The organism is Streptomyces durocortorensis (genome assembly GCF_031760065.1).
GTDB lineage: Bacteria > Actinomycetota > Actinomycetes > Streptomycetales > Streptomycetaceae > Streptomyces.
In genome coordinates this window covers 4,470,302-4,491,715 of sequence record NZ_CP134500.1, presented here as the reverse complement: position 1 = coordinate 4,491,715, position 21,414 = coordinate 4,470,302, and the positions used below count along the sequence as shown (strand labels likewise).

Here is a 21,414-nt window from a genome sequence, read left to right as displayed (position 1 = left end):
CGGCTCCGAGCTCCTCCCCGGCTGAGGAAGAATGGCCCGTACAGCGAACGAGGCGTGGAACGCGACGTCGGGGGGACACATGCGGCGGAAAGCACGCCGGGGAACGGGCGCGCCACAGGGCGCGGGCGTGGCCGTCGGGGCCCTGGTCGTGCTGGTGCTCGGGTCGCTCGCCCTGGTCGCCCTGGACGTGGCGGCCTCGCCGCTCAACAAGCGGACGGTGGTCGCCGGTCTGACCGTGCTGGTGCTGATGCCCGCGGTCATGCTGGGCCAGTACGCACCGCCGCCGTACCGGCTGCCCTACCGCTGGCGGTGGGGGCTACTGCTGGTGCAGGCGGTCCTCACCTATCTGCCGCTGCTGCTCTTCCACTACCGGTGGCTGGGTCTGCTGGGCTTCCTCGCCGGGGCCGTGCTGCTCACCCTGCCGCCGAACGCCTCGGTGCCGATCGCTCTGGCGGTGGGGGCGAGCGGGCCGGTACTGGCCGCCACCGGTCTGATCGTCACGAACCGGAGCCCGGTCAACGTCCTGCTCGGTACGGCGGTCACGGCGAGCACGGTCTTCGCCGTCGCCCATCTGGCCCTGCTCTCGGCCCGGCTGCACAGCAGCAGGGAGCACGCGGCGCACCTCGCGGAACAGCGGGAACGGGCCCGGATGCGCCAGGACCTGCACGACCTGGTCGGCTCCTCGCTCGCCGCGATCGTCGTTCAGGGGGAGACGGCGCTGCGCGAGAAGGGCCCCGGCCGTGAGGGGACCGGTCACGAGGGGGCCGGGGGTGAGGGGACCCGTGCCGCGCTCGTCGACATGCTGGGGCTGGCCCGACGCCTCCAGGACGATGTACGGGCGATCAGCAGCCCCGGCCCCGGAGACTTCTCGCTCGCCGACGAGCTGGCTCGCGCCCAGCGGGTCCTGACCGCGTCCGGGACAGCCGTACGTACCGCACTGCCGCCCCGGGTCGAGACCGGCCCGGCCACCGCCGAGTGCCTGCGGGCGGTCCTGCGCGAAGCCGTGGGCAACGTCCTCCAGCACAGCCGGGCGTCCCGGTGCGAGATAGAGCTGCGGGCGGACGGGTCCGACGTGCGCCTGACCGTACGGAACGACGGCGTGGCCGTGACAACGGACTTCCGCACCGACCCGGCGCCCCGGCGCGGCAAGGGCCTGACCGGGATGCGGAGCCGGACCCTCGCCCTCGGAGGAACGTTCCACGCCGCCCCCGAGGGCCCCTCGTTCACCGTCACCGCCGTGCTGCCCGCCCGTTGAGGCCACCGTTCAAGGGCCGCCCGCACATGGCGAAGGGCCCCCGCCTCTCTTCCGAGAGACGGGGGCCCTTCGTGCGACTCAGCGAGCCACCAGGTCCAAGGACCAAGCAGAAACTACTTGATGATCTTGGTGACCTGGCCGGCGCCCACGGTCCGGCCACCCTCACGGATGGCGAACTTCAGGCCCTCTTCCATGGCGACCGGCTGGATCAGCGCGACGTCCATGAGGGTGTTGTCACCCGGCATGACCATCTCGGTGCCCTCGGGAAGGGTCACAACGCCCGTCACGTCCGTGGTACGGAAGTAGAACTGCGGGCGGTAGTTGTTGAAGAAGGGGGTGTGACGGCCACCCTCGTCCTTCGACAGGATGTAGGCCTGGGCCTGGAACTCGGTGTGCGGCGTGACCGAACCGGGCTTGATGATGACCTGGCCGCGCTCGACGTCCTCGCGCTTGATGCCACGGAGGAGCAGACCGACGTTCTCACCGGCCTGGCCCTCGTCGAGCAGCTTGCGGAACATCTCGATGCCGGTGACCGTGGTGGTGGTCTTCTCGGTCTTGATACCGACGATGTCGACGGTCTCGTTGACCTTCAGGACACCGCGCTCGATACGGCCGGTGACGACCGTACCGCGACCGGTGATCGTGAAGACGTCCTCGATCGGCATGAGGAACGGCTTCTCGACGTCACGCTCGGGCTGCGGGATGGACTCGTCGACAGCCTTCATCAGGTTGAGGACGGACTCACCCCACTCCTTGTCGCCCTCAAGCGCCTTGAGCGCCGAGACCTTGACGACCGGAACGTCGTCGCCCGGGAACTCGTACTCGGAGAGGAGCTCACGGACCTCGAGCTCGACGAGCTCCAGGATCTCCTCGTCGTCCACCATGTCGGCCTTGTTCAGCGCGACGACGATGTACGGAACGCCGACCTGGCGGGCCAGGAGCACGTGCTCCTTGGTCTGCGGCATCGGGCCGTCGGTGGCGGCGACCACGAGGATGGCGCCGTCCATCTGCGCGGCACCCGTGATCATGTTCTTGATGTAGTCCGCGTGACCCGGGCAGTCGACGTGCGCGTAGTGACGCGACTCCGTCTGGTACTCGACGTGCGCGATGGAGATGGTGATACCGCGCTGGCGCTCCTCGGGAGCCTTGTCGATCTGGTCGAAGGCCGAGGCCTCGTTCAGGTCGGGGTACGCGTCGTGCAGCACCTTGGTAATGGCGGCCGTGAGGGTCGTCTTACCGTGGTCGATGTGACCGATGGTGCCGATGTTGACGTGCGGCTTAGTCCGCTCGAACTTCGCCTTCGCCACTGGGTCCTCCTGTGGAGTGGTTCTGTACGCCTTGCTTCATCGGCGCCAGGTGATCTTTGCTGGGATGCCGGTGCCGGGGGCATTCGCCGCATTGCTCTCGCTCTGCGAAGAATGCCCTACCGGGCTCCGGTGACAAGCCTAAAGCGTGAGCTCGGGAGAGTTACTCGCCCTTGGCCTTCGCGATGATCTCCTCGGCGACGTTCCGCGGAACCTCGGCGTAGGAGTCGAACTGCATCGAGTAGCTTGCGCGACCCGAGGTCTTGCTGCGGAGGTCTCCGACGTAGCCGAACATCTCCGAGAGGGGCACGAGGCCCTTCACGACGCGAGCGCCGCTGCGCTCCTCCATGGCCTGGATCTGGCCACGGCGGGAGTTGAGGTCGCCGATGACATCGCCCATGTAGTCCTCGGGCGTGGTGACCTCGACGGCCATCATCGGCTCCAGGAGCACGGGAGAGGCCTTGCGGGCACCCTCCTTGAACGCCTGCGAACCGGCGATCTTGAAGGCGAGCTCCGAGGAGTCGACCTCGTGGTAACCACCGTCGATCAGGGTGACGCGAACGCCGACCATCTCGTAACCGGCCAGGATGCCGAACTGCATGGCTTCCTGAGCACCCGCGTCCACCGAGGGAATGTACTCACGGGGGATGCGGCCACCGGTGACCTTGTTGACGAACTCGTAGGAGGCGTCGCCACCCTCGATGGGCTCAAGGGCGATCTGCACCTTCGCGAACTGGCCGGTACCACCAGTCTGCTTCTTGTGCGTGTAGTCGATGCGCTCGACGGCCTTGCGGATCGTCTCGCGGTACGCGACCTGGGGCTTGCCGACGTTCGCCTCGACGCGGAACTCGCGCTTCATGCGGTCGACGAGCACCTCAAGGTGAAGCTCGCCCATACCACCGATGATGGTCTGGCCGGTCTCCTCGTCGGAGTGCACCTGGAAGGAGGGGTCCTCCTCCGAGAGGCGCTGGATGGCGACACCCAGCTTCTCCTGGTCACCCTTGGACTTCGGCTCGATGGCGACCTGAATGACCGGCGCCGGGAAGTCCATGGACTCCAGGATGACCGGGTTCTTGTCGTCGCACAGCGTCTCACCGGTGGTGGTCTGCTTGAGACCCATGACGGCGATGATGTCGCCGGCGCCCACCGATGCGATCTCCTCACGCTTGTTCGCGTGCATGCGGTAGATCTTGCCGATGCGCTCCTTCTTGCCCTTGACGGAGTTCAGCACCGCGGTGCCGGCCTCCAGGCGACCGGAGTAGATCCGGACGAAGGTGAGCTTACCGAGGTGCGGGTCGCTCGCGATCTTGAACGCGAGGCCGGAGAACGGCTCGTCGTCCGAGGGCTTGCGCTTGACGACGACCTCGGGGTCCTTGACGTCGTGGCCCTCGATGGCCTCGACGTCCAGGGGGGAAGGCAGGTAGCGGACGACCGCGTCGAGCAGGGGCTGAACGCCCTTGTTCTTGAACGCCGTGCCACAGAACACCGGGGTGACGGTGACGGAGTCCGCGCCGCCCTTCGAGGCCAGGGTGATCCGGCGGATCGCGTCGTGCAGCTGCTCCTCGGTGGGCTCGTTGCCCTCCAGGTACAGCTCCATCATCTGGTCGTCGTTCTCGGCCACGGCCTCAAGGAGCTTGCCGCGCCATTCCTCGGCGGCCTCCTTGTGCGTGTCCGGGATCTCGACGGTGTCGTACATCTCGCCCTTGGCAGCCTCGTCCGACCACACGAAGGCCTTCATCGACACGAGGTCGACGACGCCCTTGAAGTCGGCCTCAGCGCCGATGGGGAGCTGCATGACCAGCGGAACCGCACCGAGGCGGTCGATGATCATGTCGACACAGCGGTGGAACTCGGCACCGGTGCGGTCGAGCTTGTTGACGAAGCAGATACGCGGAACGCCGTAACGGTCCGCCTGGCGCCACACGGTCTCGGACTGCGGCTCGACGCCCGCGACGCCGTCGAACACGGTGACAGCGCCGTCGAGGACGCGGAGCGAACGCTCCACCTCGACGGTGAAGTCGACGTGACCCGGGGTGTCGATGATGTTGATCGTGTGGTCAACATCGTTGAGCGGCCAGTGACAGGTCGTCGCGGCGGACGTGATCGTGATGCCGCGCTCCTGCTCCTGCTCCATCCAGTCCATCGTGGCAGCGCCGTCGTGGACTTCACCGATCTTGTAGCTCACACCGGTGTAGAAGAGGATCCGCTCAGTGGTGGTCGTCTTGCCCGCGTCGATGTGGGCCATGATCCCAATGTTGCGGACCTTGGCCAGGTCAAGCGAAGTGGTGGCCATAAGGCTCAATCTTCTCTCGGTCTCGATGGGGGTAGCGACTACCAGCGGTAGTGCGCGAAGGCCTTGTTGGACTCGGCCATCTTGTGGGTGTCCTCGCGCTTCTTGACCGAAGCGCCGAGGCCGTTGGAGGCGTCGAGCAGTTCGTTCATGAGGCGCTCGGTCATGGTCTTCTCGCGGCGGGCGCGGGAGTAGCCGACGAGCCAGCGCAGAGCGAGGGTGGAGGCGCGACCGGGCTTGACCTCGATCGGCACCTGGTAGGTGGCGCCACCGACACGGCGGGACTTGACCTCAAGCGAGGGCTTGACGTTCTCAAGCGCGCGCTTCAGCGTGATGACCGGGTCGTTGCCGGTCTTCTCGCGGAGGCCTTCCATGGCGCCGTACACGATCCGCTCGGCGGTGGAACGCTTGCCGTCGAGGAGGATCTTGTTGATCAGCGAGGTGACAAGAGGAGAGCTGTAGACCGGGTCGATGATGACCGGGCGCTTCGGGGCGGGGCCCTTACGAGGCATTCTTACTTCTCCTTCTTGGCGCCGTAGCGGCTGCGGGCCTGCTTGCGGTTCTTGACACCCTGGGTGTCAAGGGAGCCGCGGATGATCTTGTAACGAACACCCGGCAGGTCCTTCACACGGCCACCACGCACGAGCACGATGGAGTGCTCCTGCAGGTTGTGTCCCTCACCCGGGATGTAGGCCGTGACCTCGATACCGGAGGTCAGACGCACACGCGCGACCTTACGGAGGGCCGAGTTCGGCTTCTTCGGGGTGGTCGTGAACACACGCGTGCAGACGCCGCGGCGCTGGGGCGAACCCTCAAGCGCGGGCGTCTTGTTCTTCTCGACCTTGTCCTGCCGGCCCTTCCGGACCAGCTGCTGGATCGTAGGCACTACTTCTCCGGTTTCTGTGTGCCGTTCGTGAAACTAACCTGGAACATCGCCGACCCACGCGGTCGGGTGTGTCGAATACTGCAGACCCCCGCCCCATGAGGCGGAAGAGGCGCAGATTGCGGTGGCTACTGACGGACTCGCCGTGCGGTTGAGGACACGCACCCGAGCCCAGGCACACCCCAGGCACAAGGCTTGAGCGTACCTACCTCACGCACTTGGGTCAAAACAAATGCTGTCCACGCCGACACTCCCGGGCCGCCGACCACCTGTGACGGCCTTCCCCGGCTGCCGGGCGGCGGCTTGCGCCATTGCCGGATCCCGGCAATCACAGGGTACGGAAACAGCGTCATTACGGCCTGCCGCAGCATCTCACCATGCCGGACAATGCGGTCAGCCAACCAGACCGACTGCCCCCGGACCGGCCCGACCGGACCCCGGACCAGCCCGGCCCAAGGAGGTCCCACATGACAGCCGACCACCGTGAGCCCGTATTCCAGGCACCGAGCGCGCTCGACACCGACGTCAGTCTGGCCGTCATCGAATACGGTGACGCCGCTTCCGCCTACGCCCCGGCCATGACCACCCCCGGACTGCCGCGGTCCGTCGTCGACGACTACGCGATCGTCATCGACGTCCTGGCCCTGGCCCGCAAGGTGCCGCTGCCCGACGTGCCCCCTCTGCTGGCCGTGGGCACCCGCGCCCTGCTCCGGGTCCACCACGCGCTGCTCGGCTGAGCCAGGCCGTCCCGGAGCCCCAGGACGGCACAACGCCTGAGGGAGGCCACTCCGGAACGTTCCGGAGTGGCCTCCCTCAGGCCTTCAAGCGACAGTCGCTCGCTTACTGGTTGTACGGACCGTAGTCGTAGTCCTCCAGCGGAACGGCCTGGCCGGAGCCGGTGCCGAACGGCGAGTAGTCGATGTCGTCGTAGCCGACGGCCGAGTACATCGCGGCCTTGGCCTCCTCGGTCGGCTCGACCCGGATGTTGCGGTAGCGGGACAGGCCCGTACCGGCCGGGATGAGCTTACCGATGATGACGTTCTCCTTGAGGCCGATGAGGCTGTCGGACTTGGCGTTGATCGCCGCGTCCGTCAGAACTCGGGTCGTCTCCTGGAAGGAGGCGGCCGACAGCCAGGACTCCGTCGCGAGCGAGGCCTTGGTGATACCCATCAGCTGCGGACGTCCGGAGGCGGGGTGACCGCCCTCGGTAACCACACGACGGTTCTCGGTCTCGAACTTCGACCGCTCGACCAGCTCGCCCGGAAGCAGCTCCGCGTCGCCGGACTCGATGATCGTCACACGGCGGAGCATCTGCCGGATGATGATCTCGATGTGCTTGTCGTGGATCGACACGCCCTGCGAGTTGTAGACCTTCTGGACTTCGCCGACCAGGTGGACCTGGACCGCACGCTGGCCGAGGATGCGCAGCACGTCGTGCGGGTTGGTGGCACCCACGGTGAGCTTCTGGCCCACCTCGACCGCGTCGCCCTCGCCCACGAGCAGACGGGCGCGCTTCGAGATCGGGAACGCCGTCTCGTCGCTGCCGTCGTCCGGGGTGACGACGAGCTTCTTGGTCTTCTCGGTCTCCTCGATCCGCACGCGGCCCTTGGCCTCGGAGATCGGGGCGACACCCTTCGGCGTACGGGCTTCGAAGAGCTCGACGACTCGGGGCAGACCCTGGGTGATGTCGTCACCGGCCACACCACCGGTGTGGAAGGTACGCATCGTCAGCTGGGTACCGGGCTCACCGATGGACTGGGCGGCGATGATGCCGACCGCCTCGCCGATGTCGACCAGCTTGCCGGTGGCGAGCGAGCGTCCGTAGCAGAAGGCACAGGTGCCGACCGCGGACTCACAGGTCAGGACCGAACGGGTCTTGACCTCCTCGACGCCGGCGCCCACCAGGGCATCGATCAGGACGTCACCGAGGTCGACGTTGGCAGGCGCGATGACCTTGCCGTCCACCACGACGTCCTCGGCGAGCATGCGGGCGTAGACCGAGGTCTCGACGTCGTCCGTCTTGCGGAGCACGCCGTCGGCGCCCTTGACCGCGATCTTCAGCTTCAGGCCGCGGTCGGTACCGCAGTCCTCCTCGCGGATGATCACGTCCTGCGAGACGTCCACCAGACGACGGGTCAGGTAACCCGAGTCGGCGGTACGCAGGGCGGTGTCCGCCAGACCCTTACGGGCACCGTGCGTGGAGATGAAGTACTCCAGAACGGTGAGGCCCTCACGGAAGGACGCCTTGATCGGACGCGGGATGGTCTCGTTCTTCGCGTTCGACACCAGACCACGCATACCCGCGATCTGACGCATCTGCATCATGTTTCCTCGGGCACCCGAGTCAACCATCATGAAGATGGGGTTCGTCTTCGGGAAGTTCGCGTTCATCGCCTCGGCAACCTCGTTGGTCGCCTTGGTCCAGATCGCGATGAGCTCCTGCGTGCGCTCGTCCTTGGTGATCAGACCGCGCTCGTACTGCTTCTGGACCTTCTCGTCCTGCTCCTCGTAGCCCTTGACGATGGCCTTCTTGGCCTCGGGCACGACGACGTCGGAGATGGCCACGGTGACGCCCGAGCGGGTCGCCCAGTGGAAGCCCGCCGCCTTCAGGTTGTCGAGCGTCGCCGCCACGATGACCTTGGGGTAGCGCTCGGCCAGGTCGTTGACGATCTCGGAGAGCTGCTTCTTGCCCACCGAGTAGTCGACGAACGGGTAGTCCTCGGGCAGCAGCTCGTTGAAGAGCGCGCGGCCCAGGCTGGTCCGCAGCCGGAAGGTGTCACCCGGCTGGTACTCGGGCTCGCCCTCCTCGGCGACCGGCGGCACCCAGCCACGCGGCGGCATGGTGCCGACCGGGAAGCGGATGTCGACCTTCGCCTGGAGCGAGAGCTCGCGGGCGTCGAAGGCCATGATCGCCTCGGCCGTGGAGCCGAAGGACCGGCCCTGGCCCTTGACCTCGCGCTCGGTCTCGTCCGTGGTGAGGAAGAAGAGGCCCAGCACCATGTCCTGGGTCGGCATGGTGACGGGACGACCGTCGGCCGGCTTCAGGATGTTGTTCGAGGACAGCATCAGGATGCGGGCCTCGGCCTGCGCCTCCGCGGAGAGCGGCAGGTGCACGGCCATCTGGTCACCGTCGAAGTCCGCGTTGAACGCGGTGCAGACGAGCGGGTGGATCTGGATGGCCTTGCCCTCGACCAGCTGCGGCTCGAAGGCCTGGATGCCGAGGCGGTGCAGGGTGGGCGCACGGTTCAGCAGCACCGGGTGCTCGGCGATGACCTCTTCGAGGACGTCGTACACGACGGTGCGGCCACGCTCGACCATGCGCTTGGCCGACTTGATGTTCTGCGCGTGGTTCAGGTCCACCAGGCGCTTCATCACGAACGGCTTGAAGAGCTCCAGCGCCATCGCCTTCGGCAGACCGCACTGGTGCAGCTTGAGCTGCGGACCGACGACGATCACAGAACGCGCGGAGTAGTCCACACGCTTACCGAGGAGGTTCTGACGGAAACGACCCTGCTTGCCCTTGAGCATGTCGCTCAGGGACTTCAGCGGGCGGTTGCCGGGACCGGTGACCGGGCGACCGCGGCGGCCGTTGTCGAACAGCGCGTCGACGGCCTCCTGGAGCATGCGCTTCTCGTTGTTCACGATGATCTCGGGGGCACCGAGGTCGAGAAGGCGCTTCAGGCGGTTGTTGCGGTTGATCACACGGCGGTACAGGTCGTTCAGGTCGGAGGTCGCGAAGCGGCCACCGTCCAGCTGCACCATCGGACGCAGGTCCGGCGGGATGACCGGGACGCAGTCCAGCACCATGCCCTTGGGCTTGTTGCTGGTCTGGAGGAACGCCGAGACGACCTTGAGGCGCTTGAGCGCACGGGTCTTCTTCTGGCCCTTGCCGGTGCGGATGATCTCGCGGAGGCGCTCGGCCTCCTCGTCGAGGTCGAAGGACTCCAGGCGCTTCTGGAGCGCCGCGGCGCCCATGCAGCCGTCGAAGTACGTGCCGAAGCGGTCACGCAGCTCGCGGTAGAGCAGCTCGTCGCCCTCCAGGTCCTGGACCTTGAGGTTCTTGAAGCGGCTCCACACCTCGTCGAGGCGGTCGATCTCGCGCTGCGCACGGTCGCGCAGCTGCTTCATCTCACGCTCGGCGCCTTCGCGCACCTTGCGGCGCACGTCCGCCTTGGCGCCCTCGGCCTCCAGCTCGGCCAGGTCGGTCTCAAGCTTCTTGGCGCGGGCCTCCAGGTCGGAGTCACGGCGGTTCTCGGTCTGCTGGCGCTCGACGGAGACGTGTGCCTCCAGGGACGGCAGGTCGCGGGTACGACGCTCCTCGTCCACGAACGTGATCATGTAAGCGGCGAAGTAGATGACCTTTTCCAGGTCCTTCGGCGCCAGGTCCAGCAGGTATCCGAGGCGCGAGGGGACGCCCTTGAAGTACCAGATGTGAGTGACGGGAGCGGCAAGCTCGATGTGGCCCATCCGCTCACGACGCACCTTGGCGCGAGTGACCTCGACGCCGCAGCGCTCACAGATGATGCCCTTGAAGCGGACACGCTTGTACTTGCCGCAGTAGCACTCCCAGTCCCGGGTCGGACCGAAGATCTTCTCGCAGAAGAGTCCGTCCTTTTCGGGCTTGAGCGTGCGGTAGTTGATGGTCTCCGGCTTCTTCACTTCGCCGTGCGACCAGGTCCGGATGTCGTCCGCGGTGGCAAGGCCGATCCGCAGCTCGTCGAAGAAGTTGACGTCGAGCACTTGTCGTCAATCCCTCTTTCGGGGTCTCGTCTCAATCAATGGTCTGAACGGGTCCGGGGAGGGCCGGCCGCCTCCGGGAGAGGCGGCCGGCCGGCCCGTCAGACCTCTTCGACGCTGCTCGGCTCGCGCCGGGACAGGTCGATACCGAGCTCCTCCGCCGCGCGGAAGACGTCCTCGTCCGTGTCGCGCATCTCGATGGACATGCCGTCCGAGGACAGCACTTCCACGTTGAGGCAGAGCGACTGCATTTCCTTGATGAGCACCTTGAAGGACTCGGGAATGCCGGGCTCGGGGATGTTCTCGCCCTTGACGATGGCCTCGTAGACCTTCACGCGGCCGGTCACGTCGTCGGACTTGATCGTCAGGAGCTCCTGGAGGGCGTATGCGGCACCGTATGCCTCAAGGGCCCACACCTCCATCTCACCGAAGCGCTGTCCACCGAACTGAGCCTTACCACCCAGCGGCTGCTGCGTGATCATGGAGTACGGACCGGTCGAACGGGCGTGGAGCTTGTCGTCGACCAGGTGGTGCAGCTTGAGGATGTACATGTACCCGACCGAGACCGGGTCCGGGAACGGCTCGCCGGAGCGGCCGTCGAACAGCTTGGCCTTGCCGGAGGGCTGGACCAGGCGGTCGCCGTCGCGGTTGGGGATCGTGGCCTCGAAGAGACCGGAGATCTCGTCCTCGCGCGCACCGTCGAAGACGGGCGTGGCGACGTTGGTGCCGGGGGCGACCTGGTCGGCGCCGATGGCCTGCAGGCGCTTGGCCCACTCGTCACCGAGGCCGGAGACGTCCCAACCGCGGCTGGCGAGCCAGCCGAGGTGGATCTCCAGGACCTGTCCCGGGTTCATTCGGGACGGGACACCCAGCGGGTTGAGGATGATGTCGACCGGGGTGCCGTCCTCCAGGAACGGCATGTCCTCGATCGGCAGGATCTTCGAGATGACGCCCTTGTTGCCGTGACGGCCGGCGAGCTTGTCACCGTCGGTGATCTTGCGCTTCTGCGCGACGTAGACCCGGACCAGCTGGTTCACGCCCGGCGGCAGCTCGTCGCCCTCTTCGCGGTCGAAGACGCGGACGCCGATGACCTTGCCGATCTCACCGTGCGGCACCTTCAGCGAGGTGTCGCGCACCTCGCGTGCCTTCTCACCGAAGATCGCGCGGAGCAGGCGCTCCTCGGGGGTCAGCTCGGTCTCACCCTTGGGCGTGACCTTGCCGACGAGGATGTCACCGGCGACGACCTCGGCACCGATCCGGATGATGCCGCGCTCGTCGAGGTCCGCGAGGACCTCTTCGGAGACGTTCGGGATGTCCCGGGTGATCTCCTCCGGGCCGAGCTTGGTGTCACGGGCGTCGACCTCGTGCTCCTCGATGTGGATCGAGGAGAGGACGTCGTCCTGCACGAGGCGCTGCGACAGGATGATCGCGTCCTCGTAGTTGTGACCCTCCCACGGCATGAACGCCACGAGCAGGTTCTTGCCGAGGGCCATCTCACCGTTCTCGGTGGCCGGTCCGTCGGCGAGCACCTGGTCGGCGACGATCCGGTCGCCCTCGGCGACGACGACCTTCTGGTTGACCGAGGTGCCCTGGTTGGAGCGCATGAACTTGGCGATGCGGTACGTGGTGTACGTGCCGTCGTCGTTCGTGACGGTGATGTAGTCCGCGGAGACCTCCTGGACCACACCGTCCTTCTCGGCCTTGAGCACGTCACCGGCGTCGGTGGCGCAGCGGTACTCCATGCCGGTGCCGACGAGCGGGGCCTCCGACTTAATCAGCGGCACCGCCTGACGCATCATGTTCGCGCCCATGAGGGCACGGTTGGCGTCGTCGTGCTCCAGGAAGGGGATCATCGCGGTGGCGACGGACACCATCTGGCGCGGCGAGACGTCCATGTAGTCGACGTCCGTGCCGGGCACGTAGTCGACCTCTCCGCCGCGGCGGCGGACCAGGACGCGGGGCTCGGTGAAGCGCAGCTCGTCGGAGAGGGTCGCGTTCGCCTGGGCGATGACGAAGCGGTCCTCCTCGTCGGCCGTGATGTAGTCGACGTCGTCGGTGACCTGGCCGTCGACGACCTTGCGGTACGGCGTCTCGATGAAGCCGAACGCGTTGACGCGGCCGTACGAGGCGAGCGAACCGATCAGACCGATGTTCGGGCCTTCGGGAGTCTCGATCGGGCACATGCGTCCGTAGTGGGACGGGTGCACGTCTCGGACCTCGAAGCCGGCCCGCTCACGGGAGAGACCACCCGGGCCAAGAGCCGACAGACGGCGCTTGTGGGTGAGACCCGACAGCGGGTTGTTCTGGTCCATGAACTGCGACAGCTGGCTGGTGCCGAAGAACTCCTTGATGGAGGCGACGACCGGCCGGATGTTGATCAGGGTCTGGGGCGTGATCGCCTCGACGTCCTGGGTGGTCATGCGCTCGCGCACGACGCGCTCCATCCGCGCCAGGCCCGTACGGACCTGGTTCTGGATGAGCTCGCCGACGTTGCGCAGACGACGGTTGCCGAAGTGGTCGATGTCGTCGGTCTCGACGACGATCTCCCGGCCGGACTCACCGGTCGTCTCGGTCTCACCGGCGTGCAGCTTGACCAGGTACTTGATGGTCGCGATGACGTCGTCGGTGGTGAGCACCCCGGCGTCCAGCGGCTCATCGGCGCCGAGCTTCTTGTTCACCTTGTAGCGGCCGACCTTCGCGAGGTCGTAGCGCTTCGGGTTGAAGTAGAGGTTCTCAAGCAGCGTCTGAGCGGCCTCGCGCGTCGGCGGCTCGCCCGGACGCAGCTTGCGGTAGATGTCGAGCAGCGCGTCGTCCTGGCCCTGGGTGTGGTCCTTCTCCAGGGTGGCGCGCATCGACTCGTACTCGCCGAACTCCTCCAGGATCTGCTCGGTGCTCCAGCCGAGCGCCTTGAGGAGGACGGTGACCGACTGCTTGCGCTTGCGGTCGATGCGGACACCGACCATGTCGCGCTTGTCGATCTCCATCTCCAGCCAGGCACCCCGGGAGGGGATGATCTTGGCGGAGAAGATGTCCTTGTCGGACGTCTTGTCGATGGAGGAGTCGAAGTAGACACCCGGCGAGCGGACCAGCTGCGACACGACGACACGCTCGGTGCCGTTGATGACGAAGGTGCCCTTGTTGGTCATGAGCGGGAAGTCGCCCATGAAGACCGTCTGGGACTTGATCTCGCCGGTCTCGTTGTTGGTGAACTCGGCCGTGACGAAGAGCGGCGCGGCGAACGTGAAGTCGCGCTCCTTGCACTCGTCGATCGAGTTCTTCGGGGGCTCGAAGCGGTGGTCGCGGAACGTAAGCGACATCGACCCGGAGAAGTCCTCGATCGGTGAGATCTCCTCGAAGATCTCCTCCAGGCCGGACTTGGTGGGGACGTCTTGTCCACTGTCCAGAGCAGCCTCGACGCGAGCCTTCCAGGCGGCGTTGCCGAGGAGCCAGTCAAAGCTCTCGGTCTGCAGCGCGAGGAGGTTCGGAACCTCGAGGGGCTCCTTGATCTTTGCAAAAGAGATGCGCAGCGGGGCGGTGCTGGCACCGTTGTTCGTATTCGCGGTCGAGGCGTTGCGCGAGGCGGCCAAGAGGGGGTCCTTCCGAGGGCTCGGACTCACTACGCGCGTACCGGTCCCACTCTGGACACATAGACAGACCGTTCCGAATCGGTCGCAAACGACCAGGTCGGAGGGGGTCGGCCATCGGTGCTTCAGCGTGGGCATGCCCCTGGTGACGGGCAGGAGGCAGCTAACAGGCAGCGCAAAGGGTCAGTGTAGCCAAGCGGCACACTGATGTCCAGTCGGGGTTCTCAGAGACCCACGTTGCTCTCAACAGCTGTTCTCAACACCTATGGCTAGCCCTCGCGCGGGGTGCGCACTTCCTTACTGCCCTCTTCACTCTCGATCCATGCCTCGGATACGGATCGAAGTGATGACGCGTCCTGAGAATTGCGCGCCGCGTCCGGTTCGTCAAGGCCCACCGGTCCGTACGGACCTCCAGGAGCCTTCACCGGCCACCGCCGGAAAGCCCCCGGAACGCCCCTGAGGGGCCCGCGAGAGGCGTACGGCGAAGATCACCCTACTCGCCGTCGGCGGAAGAGCAAGGCAGCCGCCACGGGTACGCCGAAGGGCGACCACCCGGATGGGTGATCGCCCTTGGCTTCGGCCGCGTGACGCGACCGGGGAGTCCGTGGACTCCCGGGGTGTTACTTGACCTCGACGGAGGCGCCGGCGGCCTTGAGGGACTCGGCAGCCTTCTCGGCGGCCTCCTTGGCGACCTTCTCGAGGACCGGCTTCGGGGTGCCGTCGACGAGGTCCTTGGCCTCCTTCAGACCCAGCGAGGTCAGCTCACGCACGACCTTGATGACCTGGATCTTCTTCTCGCCCGCGCCGGTGAGGATGACGTCGAACTCGTCCTGCTCGGCAGCGGCCTCGGCGGCCGGGGCACCCGGGCCCGCGATGACGGCGGCGGCCGGGGCGGCGGCGGTGACGTCGAACTTCTCCTCGAAGGCCTTCACGAACTCGGAGAGCTCGATGAGGGTCATCTCTTCGAACTGCGCGAGCAGGTCGTCCTGGGACAGCTTCGCCATGATAGGCGTCCTTCCACTATTCGGCAGGTGCCGGATGTATATGTCGGCGGGCGTACGTGGAGCCCGCTGGACCGCTGAGCGTGATTACTCGGCGGCCTCGGCGGGAGCCGGCGTACCGGCACCGCCCTGCTCTTCCTTCTTGGCACGAAGCGCTTCCGCGGTGCGGACGAACTTCGACGGGAGAGCCTGGAAGAGCGCGGCAGCCTGAGACTGCTTGCCCTTCATGGCACCTGCCAGCTTGGAGAGCAGAACCTCGCGGGACTCAAGGTCCGCGAGCTTCTTGATCTCATCGGCGGACAGCGCCTTACCGTCAAGGACACCGCCCTTGATGATGAGGTTCGGGTTGTCCTTGGCGAAGTCACGAAGACCCTTCGCCGACTCCACCGGGTCACCGGTGACGAAGGCAACCGCCGTCGGACCCGAGAACAGGTCGTCCAGCGTGTCGATCCCGGCCTCGTTGGCCGCAATCTTGGTCAGCGTGTTCTTCACCACGGCGTACTGGGCGTTCTCACCGAGCGAACGGCGCAGCTCCTTGAGCTGTGCCACGGTGAGACCCCGGTACTCGGTCAGCACAGCGGCGTTCGAGCTGCGGAACTGGTCCGTCAGCTCGGCTACCGCGGCAGCCTTGTCGGGCCTTGCCATGAGCGTCGGCCTCCTTCCGGGTGATGAGGACCGCTCAGAAGGGGCCGGGAAAGACGAAACGCCCCAGCACAAGTGCCAGGGCGCGGCTCGACCGAACAGAGTCCGGGAGCGTTCCACAGTCACCTGCGCGGGTCGTCCGATCCAATCGGAACCTTCGGTCGCCGTCCCCCTTGCGAGAGCACAGCGACGACCAGCGGTCTTTGGCTTCCTGATGAGAGTACGCGACCGGATGCGGGACGGGCAAATCCGTCCCCGCTCGTCCCTTACGGGAGGCCTTCGGGAAGGCTCAGGAGGCGCCGACGCCGGCACCGCCCGGCTGCTTCAGCATCTCTGTGAAGTCCACCGTGTCCGAGGCCGACGGCTTCTCCTGGGGTACGTCCGTGCCGTAGTCGCTGTAGAAGAGCGTCGAATTGAACGCGCCGGTCTTCATCTCGCCACGCTCGGTCTTCTTCACCAGCAGGTCGTCCTTGTCGACCCAGATGTCGACGGTCTGGGTGGTGACCCCGGCCAGCGCCATCTGCTCCTTGAAGTCGGCCAGCTGCTCGGCGTCCAGGTTGCTGTTCTTCGCGGTCAGCTCGGCGACGTCGACCGTGCCGGAGTAGTGCGTCGTGGAGACCCCGCGGACGTCCTCCTGGCCGACCTTCTTCACGTCACCGGAGGCCAGGAGCGCCTTCACGCCCTGCTCGGGCGTGCTGTTCTGGATCTGGTCCTGCATGACGTCGCCGGCGGCCCCGCCCAGGGCGGCCAGGTCCTTGTAGGAATACCGGACCCAGTGCTTGCCCCCGGCCTTGGCCGCGAAGGCGTCGCCCATGTTGGCGTAGTACTCGTCCTTGAAATAGCGCGCCCGGACCGGTCCGTCGCCGCCGGCCTGCTTCAGGGCGTCGCCCATGGTGCCGCCGGTGTAGGTGATGGTCATCTCGCCGGAGAGGCCGTCGGCCCAGCCGATGGTCCCGGACTGCTTCATCGACATGGTGTCGCCCATGTCCATGGTGCCGTCGACCTTGGCCGACTGGGCGCCGCCCGTCTTCTTCTGCACCTGCTTCAGCGCGGCGACCGGGCTCGCCTTGGCGACGGCGCCCGCCTTGTCCTTGCCGGAGCCGCTGGAGCCCCCCGAGCCGTCGGAGCCACTGCAGGCCGCTATCGACGTCAGCGCCGCGGCTGCGGCCAGCGCCGTACCCACGCGTCGTGCCGTGCTCGTCCTCATGGAATCGGTCCACCCCTCGTATCGTCTGTTCGTCCCCCGCACAACAGTCGCACAGGGCACTGACAGGCATAGGTCCTTACGGATACGAGGACGGGCCCCGCACCTCGAAAGGTTGCGGGGCCCGTACACACAGTGCACGCGTGTGACGCGGCTTACCCGGTGAGCGCGGTGGCTCAGACGGCGGCCGGGTCCTCCTCGACGAGGAGGTTGCGGGTGCGGTTGGCGTCCAGCGGGATGCCGGGGCCCATCGTGGTGGCCAGCGTGGCCTTCTTGATGTAGCGGCCCTTGGCGGCGGACGGCTTCAGACGGAGGATCTCCTCCAGCGCCGCTGCGTAGTTCTCCACCAGCTTGGTCTCGTCGAAGGAGACCTTGCCGATGATGAAGTGCAGGTTCGAGTGCTTGTCGACGCGGAACTCGATCTTGCCGCCCTTGATGTCGTTGACAGCCTTCACGACGTCGGGGGTGACGGTGCCGGTCTTCGGGTTCGGCATCAGACCACGCGGACCGAGCACGCGGCCCAGGCGGCCGACCTTGCCCATGAGGTCCGGGGTGGCGACGACGGCGTCGAAGTCCAGACGGCCCTTCGCCACCTCGTCGATGAGCTCGTCGGCGCCGACGATGTCGGCTCCGGCGGCTTCCGCGGCCGCAGCACGGTCACCGGTCGCGAAGACCAGGACCCGGGCGGTCTTGCCGGTGCCGTGCGGGAGGTTCACGGTGCCGCGGACCATCTGGTCGGCCTTGCGCGGGTCGACACCCAGGCAGAAGGCGACTTCGACGGTGCCGTCGAACTTCGTGGAGGCGGTGTCCTTGGCGATACGGACGGCCTCAAGCGGGGCGTAGTTGCGCTCCCGGTCGATCTTGGCGTCCGCAGCGCGGAGGTTCTTGCTGCGCTTCACTTCTACTCCTGTGGTTTCAGAGTGTGGAGTCGTGGTGCGGACCAGCGCTTGGTCCTACCACTGAGGGCTACGGGGCTGAATCAGCCTTCGACCGTGATGCCCATGGAACGGGCGGTGCCGGCAATGATCTTCGACGCGGCGTCGAGGTCATTGGCGTTCAGGTCGGGGAGCTTCGTCGTGGCGATCTCGCGGACCTGGGCGGCCGTCAGCTTGGCAACCTTGGTCTTGTGCGGCTCGCCGGAGCCCTTGTCCACACCCGCGGCCTTGAGGATCAGCTTGGCGGCCGGCGGAGTCTTCGTGACGAAGGTGAAGGAACGGTCCTCGTAGACCGTGATCTCCACCGGCACGACCATGCCACGCTGCGACTCGGTCGCGGCGTTGTAGGCCTTGCAGAACTCCATGATGTTGACGCCGTGCTGACCGAGCGCGGGGCCGACCGGCGGGGCCGGGTTCGCCGCACCGGCGTTGATCTGGAGCTTGATAAGCCCCGTGACCTTCTTCTTCTTGGGAGGCATTGCTCTCTCCGGGTCCTAGTGAGAGTGTTTCGCCGCCAATTCCGGTCATCCGGATGGAGGCATACCGCACAACGATAACGGGTATAGCTGTGCGACCAAAAACCCAGCAGGTCAGAGGGGCTGCGAAGCCCCTCTGACCTGCTGGGTAGGCGTGTGTCCAGAAAGCGGCGGAGCCGCTAGTTCTTCTGGATCTGGTCGAAGCTGAGCTCGACCGGGGTCTCGCGGCCGAAGATCTCGACGAGGCCCTTGACCTTCTTCGAGTCGGCGTTGATCTCGTTGATCGTGGCCTGGAGCGTCGCGAACGGACCGTCGGTGACGGTGACCGAGTCGCCCACCTCGAAGTCCAGCACCTGGACCTCGACCTTGCGGGACGGAGCGGGCTTGCCCTCGGCCTCGGCGGCCTCGCGGGCGGCCTTCTCCTCGGCCTCCGGGGCGAGCATCTTGACGATCTCGTCCAGGGTCAGCGGGTACGGGTCGTAGGCGTTGCCCACGAAGCCGGTGACGCCGGGCGTGTTGCGCACGACGCCCCAGGACTCGTTCGTCAGGTCCATGCGCACCAGGACATAGCCGGGGAGCTTGTTCTGCCGGACGTTCTTGCGCTCGCCGTTCTTGATCTGGACGATCTCTTCCTCGGGCACTTCGGCCTGGTAGATGAAGTCCTCGACGTTGAGCGAGACGGCGCGCTGCTCCAGGTTGGCCTTCACGCGCTTCTCGTAACCGGCGTACGTGTGGATGACGTACCACTCGCCGGGGAGACCGCGGAGCTCGTCACGCAGGGCGGCGACGGGGTCGACGGGGGCGGCCGGCTCAGCGGCTTCCTCGTCGGCGCTCTCGTCCTCGACCTCGACCGCCTCGGCGGCCTCGTCCTCGACGGCCTCGACAGCCTCTTCCTCGGCTGCTTCGGCAGCGGCCTTGGCGGTCTCGGCCTGGTCCGCGGAGTCAGCAGCCTCAACGACGTCGAGCTCGTCCTTGGCGGACTCGGAGGAGCCAGCCTCGGGCTCGACGGCGTCGTTCAGGTTCGGGTCAGACACGATGGCTGCTTCTTCCTGGATACAAAGGGGTGGAACGTGCGAAAGGGGCGCCGGTCGGACGCCCTTCGCGGGATCAGCCGAAGATGTATTTGACGACCCGCGCGAATCCCATGTCGAGAACGGTAACGATACCGATCATGACGACGACGAAGACGATCACCACGGTGGTGTACGTCGTCAGCTGGCTACGGGTCGGCCAGACAACCTTACGGAGTTCGGCGACGATCTGGCGGTAGAACAGCGCGAGACGGCCCAGAGGGCCCTTCTTGCCGCGCTTGCCGCCCTTCCGAGTCTTCTTCTTCGACTCGGGAGCTTCATCATCGGCATCAGGCATGTCGATGGAGCCCACGGCGTCCGTCACGCTACTCACCTGATTCCGGGTCGTGGCCGTGCCGCGCCCGGTGGAGCCGCACGGCTGTGCAATGAAGTACGTACATGCGCACACATCCTGGCGAAGGAGTGTGTAGCAGGGCCGGAGGGACTTGAACCCCCAACCGCTGGTTTTGGAGACCAGTGCTCTACCAATTGAGCTACGACCCTTTGTGGTTTCCACCAACCTACCGCATCTTTCCCGGTGACCGGGTGCAGGAACGGTGCGGTTGGTGAAGGCCAACGACAGGTGAGTGTACGTGCTCGGGGCCGCTGCGTCGAACAGACAACTACCGACCGGTCCTGTCCGGTTCCTGTCCGAGTGCGGTCCGGTCCCTGAAACGCGTGCGCCAAGGGCTTTTCCGGTCTGCGAGCATGGCCCCATGAGCGCTGCAACTTCCCCGTCCGAGCGCCGGGTCTCCGCCCGCATCGGTGCGATCTCCGAGTCCGCGACCCTCGCCGTCGACGCCAAGGCCAAGGCCCTCAAGGCCGCCGGGCGGCCGGTGATCGGCTTCGGGGCGGGCGAGCCCGACTTCCCGACCCCCGACTACATCGTCGACGCCGCGGTCGAGGCCTGCCGCACCCCGAAGTACCACCGCTACACCCCGGCCGGTGGGCTCCCCGAGCTCAAGGCCGCCATCGCGGCGAAGACGCTGCGCGACTCCGGCTACGAGGTCAAGGCCGGCCAGATCCTGGTGACCAACGGCGGCAAGCAGGCCATCTACGAGGCCTTCGCCGCGATCCTGGACCCGGGCGACGAGGTCATCGTCCCCGCCCCGTACTGGACCACCTACCCCGAGTCGATCCGGCTCGCGGGCGGTGTCCCGGTCGAGGTCGTCGCCGACGAGACCACCGGCTACCGGGTGTCCGTCGAGCAGCTGGAGGCCGCGCGCACGGAGCGGACGAAGGTCGTCCTGTTCGTCTCGCCGTCCAACCCGACCGGTGCCGTCTACAGCGAGGCCGACAGCGAGGCGATCGGCCGCTGGGCCGCCGAGCACGGCCTGTGGGTGCTCACCGACGAGATCTACGAGCACCTCGTCTACGGCGACGCGACCTTCACCTCGCTCCCGGCGCTCGTCCCGGAGCTGCGCGACAAGTGCATCGTCGTCAACGGTGTCGCCAAGACGTACGCGATGACCGGCTGGCGGGTGGGCTGGATCATCGGCCCGAAGGACGTGGTGAAGGCCGCGACCAACCTCCAGTCGCACGCCACCTCGAACGTCTCCAACGTCGCCCAGGTCGCCGCGCTCGCCGCCGTCTCGGGCCCGCTGGACGCCGTCGCCGAGATGCGTGCCGCCTTCGACCGCCGCCGCAAGCTGATCGTGCGGATGCTCAACGAGATCGACGGCGTGCTCTGCCCGGAGCCCGAGGGCGCGTTCTACGCCTACCCGTCGGTGAAGGGGCTGCTCGGCAAGGAGATCCGCGGCAGGCGCCCGGCCGACTCGGTCGAGCTGGCCGCGCTGATCCTGGACGAGGCCGAGGTCGCCGTCGTGCCGGGCGAGGCCTTCGGCACCCCGGGCTATCTGCGCCTGTCCTACGCCCTGGGCGACGACGACCTCGTCGAGGGCGTCTCGCGGATCCAGAAGCTGCTGGGCGAGGCCAAGGCCTGACAAGCCCCACTGCCCACCGGGAGTGCCCCCGCCGCCGGAATCCACCCGGCGGCGGGGGCACTTTTTGTTCGACCGGCACCCCAAACGGGA

General features: G+C 66.8%; 16 protein-coding genes and 1 tRNA gene. 3 read left to right on the top strand and 14 right to left on the bottom strand.

Features of this window, described 5'->3' with window-relative positions; all coding sequences use genetic code 11:
• Positions 1 to 31: 31 nt before the first annotated feature.
• Positions 32 to 1,255, top strand: a complete 1,224-nt coding sequence (locus RI138_RS20065; protein WP_311121051.1) for a sensor histidine kinase — start codon at positions 32 to 34, stop codon at positions 1,253 to 1,255.
• A 113-nt stretch (positions 1,256 to 1,368) separates the two neighbouring features.
• Here RI138_RS20065 and tuf read toward each other — a convergent pair whose 3' ends face one another.
• The 4 genes from tuf to rpsL all read right to left on the bottom strand — a co-directional run bounded on the left by tuf (position 1,369) and on the right by rpsL (position 5,735).
• Positions 1,369 to 2,562, bottom strand: coding sequence for an elongation factor Tu (gene tuf / locus RI138_RS20060; protein ID WP_311121050.1), 1,194 nt, complete (start codon positions 2,560 to 2,562; stop codon positions 1,369 to 1,371).
• Positions 2,563 to 2,722: 160 nt separating this feature from the next.
• Positions 2,723 to 4,852, bottom strand: coding sequence for an elongation factor G (fusA, locus tag RI138_RS20055; RefSeq protein WP_096625034.1), 2,130 nt, complete (start codon positions 4,850 to 4,852; stop codon positions 2,723 to 2,725).
• A gap of 38 nt (positions 4,853 to 4,890) precedes the next feature.
• Positions 4,891 to 5,361, bottom strand: coding sequence for a 30S ribosomal protein S7 (rpsG, locus tag RI138_RS20050; protein WP_003966970.1), 471 nt, complete (start codon positions 5,359 to 5,361; stop codon positions 4,891 to 4,893).
• 2 nt (positions 5,362 to 5,363) lie between these two features.
• Entirely contained in the window at positions 5,364 to 5,735 is a 372-nt protein-coding gene (gene rpsL / locus RI138_RS20045) for a 30S ribosomal protein S12 (protein WP_003948652.1), read from the bottom strand.
• A 464-nt stretch (positions 5,736 to 6,199) separates the two neighbouring features.
• Between rpsL and RI138_RS20040 the strand changes: the two genes are divergently transcribed.
• Entirely contained in the window at positions 6,200 to 6,469 is a 270-nt protein-coding gene (locus tag RI138_RS20040) for a hypothetical protein (RefSeq protein ID WP_096625032.1), read from the top strand.
• 103 nt (positions 6,470 to 6,572) lie between these two features.
• Here the strand turns inward: RI138_RS20040 and RI138_RS20035 are convergent, their stop codons facing one another.
• From RI138_RS20035 to RI138_RS19990, 10 genes are all read right to left on the bottom strand, one after another.
• Positions 6,573 to 10,472, bottom strand: a complete 3,900-nt coding sequence (locus RI138_RS20035; RefSeq protein ID WP_096625030.1) for a DNA-directed RNA polymerase subunit beta' — start codon at positions 10,470 to 10,472, stop codon at positions 6,573 to 6,575.
• Positions 10,473 to 10,570: 98 nt separating this feature from the next.
• A complete protein-coding gene (rpoB, locus tag RI138_RS20030) occupies positions 10,571 to 14,056 on the bottom strand; it encodes a DNA-directed RNA polymerase subunit beta (protein ID WP_311121049.1) in 3,486 nt (1,161 codons plus the stop codon).
• A 617-nt stretch (positions 14,057 to 14,673) separates the two neighbouring features.
• Positions 14,674 to 15,057 carry a 50S ribosomal protein L7/L12 gene (gene rplL / locus RI138_RS20025; RefSeq protein WP_096625026.1) on the bottom strand — a complete coding sequence of 128 codons (384 nt, stop codon included), beginning with the start codon at positions 15,055 to 15,057 and terminating at the stop codon, positions 14,674 to 14,676.
• A gap of 84 nt (positions 15,058 to 15,141) precedes the next feature.
• Positions 15,142 to 15,699, bottom strand: a complete 558-nt coding sequence (gene rplJ / locus RI138_RS20020; protein ID WP_096625024.1) for a 50S ribosomal protein L10 — start codon at positions 15,697 to 15,699, stop codon at positions 15,142 to 15,144.
• A gap of 286 nt (positions 15,700 to 15,985) precedes the next feature.
• Positions 15,986 to 16,903 (bottom strand): LolA-like protein, encoded by a 918-nt coding sequence (locus tag RI138_RS20015; protein ID WP_311121048.1) that lies wholly within the window; start codon positions 16,901 to 16,903, stop codon positions 15,986 to 15,988.
• 173 nt (positions 16,904 to 17,076) lie between these two features.
• On the bottom strand, positions 17,077 to 17,799 hold the full coding sequence (gene rplA / locus RI138_RS20010; protein ID WP_096625020.1) for a 50S ribosomal protein L1: 723 nt from the start codon (positions 17,797 to 17,799) through the stop codon (positions 17,077 to 17,079).
• A gap of 80 nt (positions 17,800 to 17,879) precedes the next feature.
• Positions 17,880 to 18,314 carry a 50S ribosomal protein L11 gene (gene rplK, locus RI138_RS20005; protein WP_003967000.1) on the bottom strand — a complete coding sequence of 145 codons (435 nt, stop codon included), beginning with the start codon at positions 18,312 to 18,314 and terminating at the stop codon, positions 17,880 to 17,882.
• Positions 18,315 to 18,490: 176 nt separating this feature from the next.
• Positions 18,491 to 19,345, bottom strand: coding sequence for a transcription termination/antitermination protein NusG (nusG, locus tag RI138_RS20000; protein ID WP_311121047.1), 855 nt, complete (start codon positions 19,343 to 19,345; stop codon positions 18,491 to 18,493).
• Positions 19,346 to 19,418: 73 nt separating this feature from the next.
• On the bottom strand, positions 19,419 to 19,706 hold the full coding sequence (secE, locus tag RI138_RS19995; RefSeq protein WP_096625016.1) for a preprotein translocase subunit SecE: 288 nt from the start codon (positions 19,704 to 19,706) through the stop codon (positions 19,419 to 19,421).
• A 106-nt stretch (positions 19,707 to 19,812) separates the two neighbouring features.
• Positions 19,813 to 19,885, bottom strand: a tRNA-Trp gene (locus RI138_RS19990).
• A gap of 212 nt (positions 19,886 to 20,097) precedes the next feature.
• Between RI138_RS19990 and RI138_RS19985 the strand changes: the two genes are divergently transcribed.
• The gene (locus tag RI138_RS19985) at positions 20,098 to 21,324 is read left to right on the top strand and encodes a pyridoxal phosphate-dependent aminotransferase (protein WP_311121046.1); all 1,227 of its coding nucleotides are present in this window, start codon (positions 20,098 to 20,100) and stop codon (positions 21,322 to 21,324) included.
• Positions 21,325 to 21,414 lie beyond the last annotated feature (90 nt).

Coding starts and splice junctions, on each gene's coding strand:
- RI138_RS20065 (WP_311121051.1), top strand. CDS start 32: ATGGCCCGTACAGCGAACGAGGCGTGGAACGCGACGTCGGGGGGACAC.
- fusA (WP_096625034.1), bottom strand. CDS start 4,852: ATGGCCACCACTTCGCTTGACCTGGCCAAGGTCCGCAACATTGGGATC.
- rpsG (WP_003966970.1), bottom strand. CDS start 5,361: ATGCCTCGTAAGGGCCCCGCCCCGAAGCGCCCGGTCATCATCGACCCG.
- RI138_RS20040 (WP_096625032.1), top strand. CDS start 6,200: ATGACAGCCGACCACCGTGAGCCCGTATTCCAGGCACCGAGCGCGCTC.
- rplL (WP_096625026.1), bottom strand. CDS start 15,057: ATGGCGAAGCTGTCCCAGGACGACCTGCTCGCGCAGTTCGAAGAGATG.
- rplJ (WP_096625024.1), bottom strand. CDS start 15,699: ATGGCAAGGCCCGACAAGGCTGCCGCGGTAGCCGAGCTGACGGACCAG.
- RI138_RS20015 (WP_311121048.1), bottom strand. CDS start 16,903: ATGAGGACGAGCACGGCACGACGCGTGGGTACGGCGCTGGCCGCAGCC.
- rplK (WP_003967000.1), bottom strand. CDS start 18,314: ATGCCTCCCAAGAAGAAGAAGGTCACGGGGCTTATCAAGCTCCAGATC.
- RI138_RS19985 (WP_311121046.1), top strand. CDS start 20,098: ATGAGCGCTGCAACTTCCCCGTCCGAGCGCCGGGTCTCCGCCCGCATC.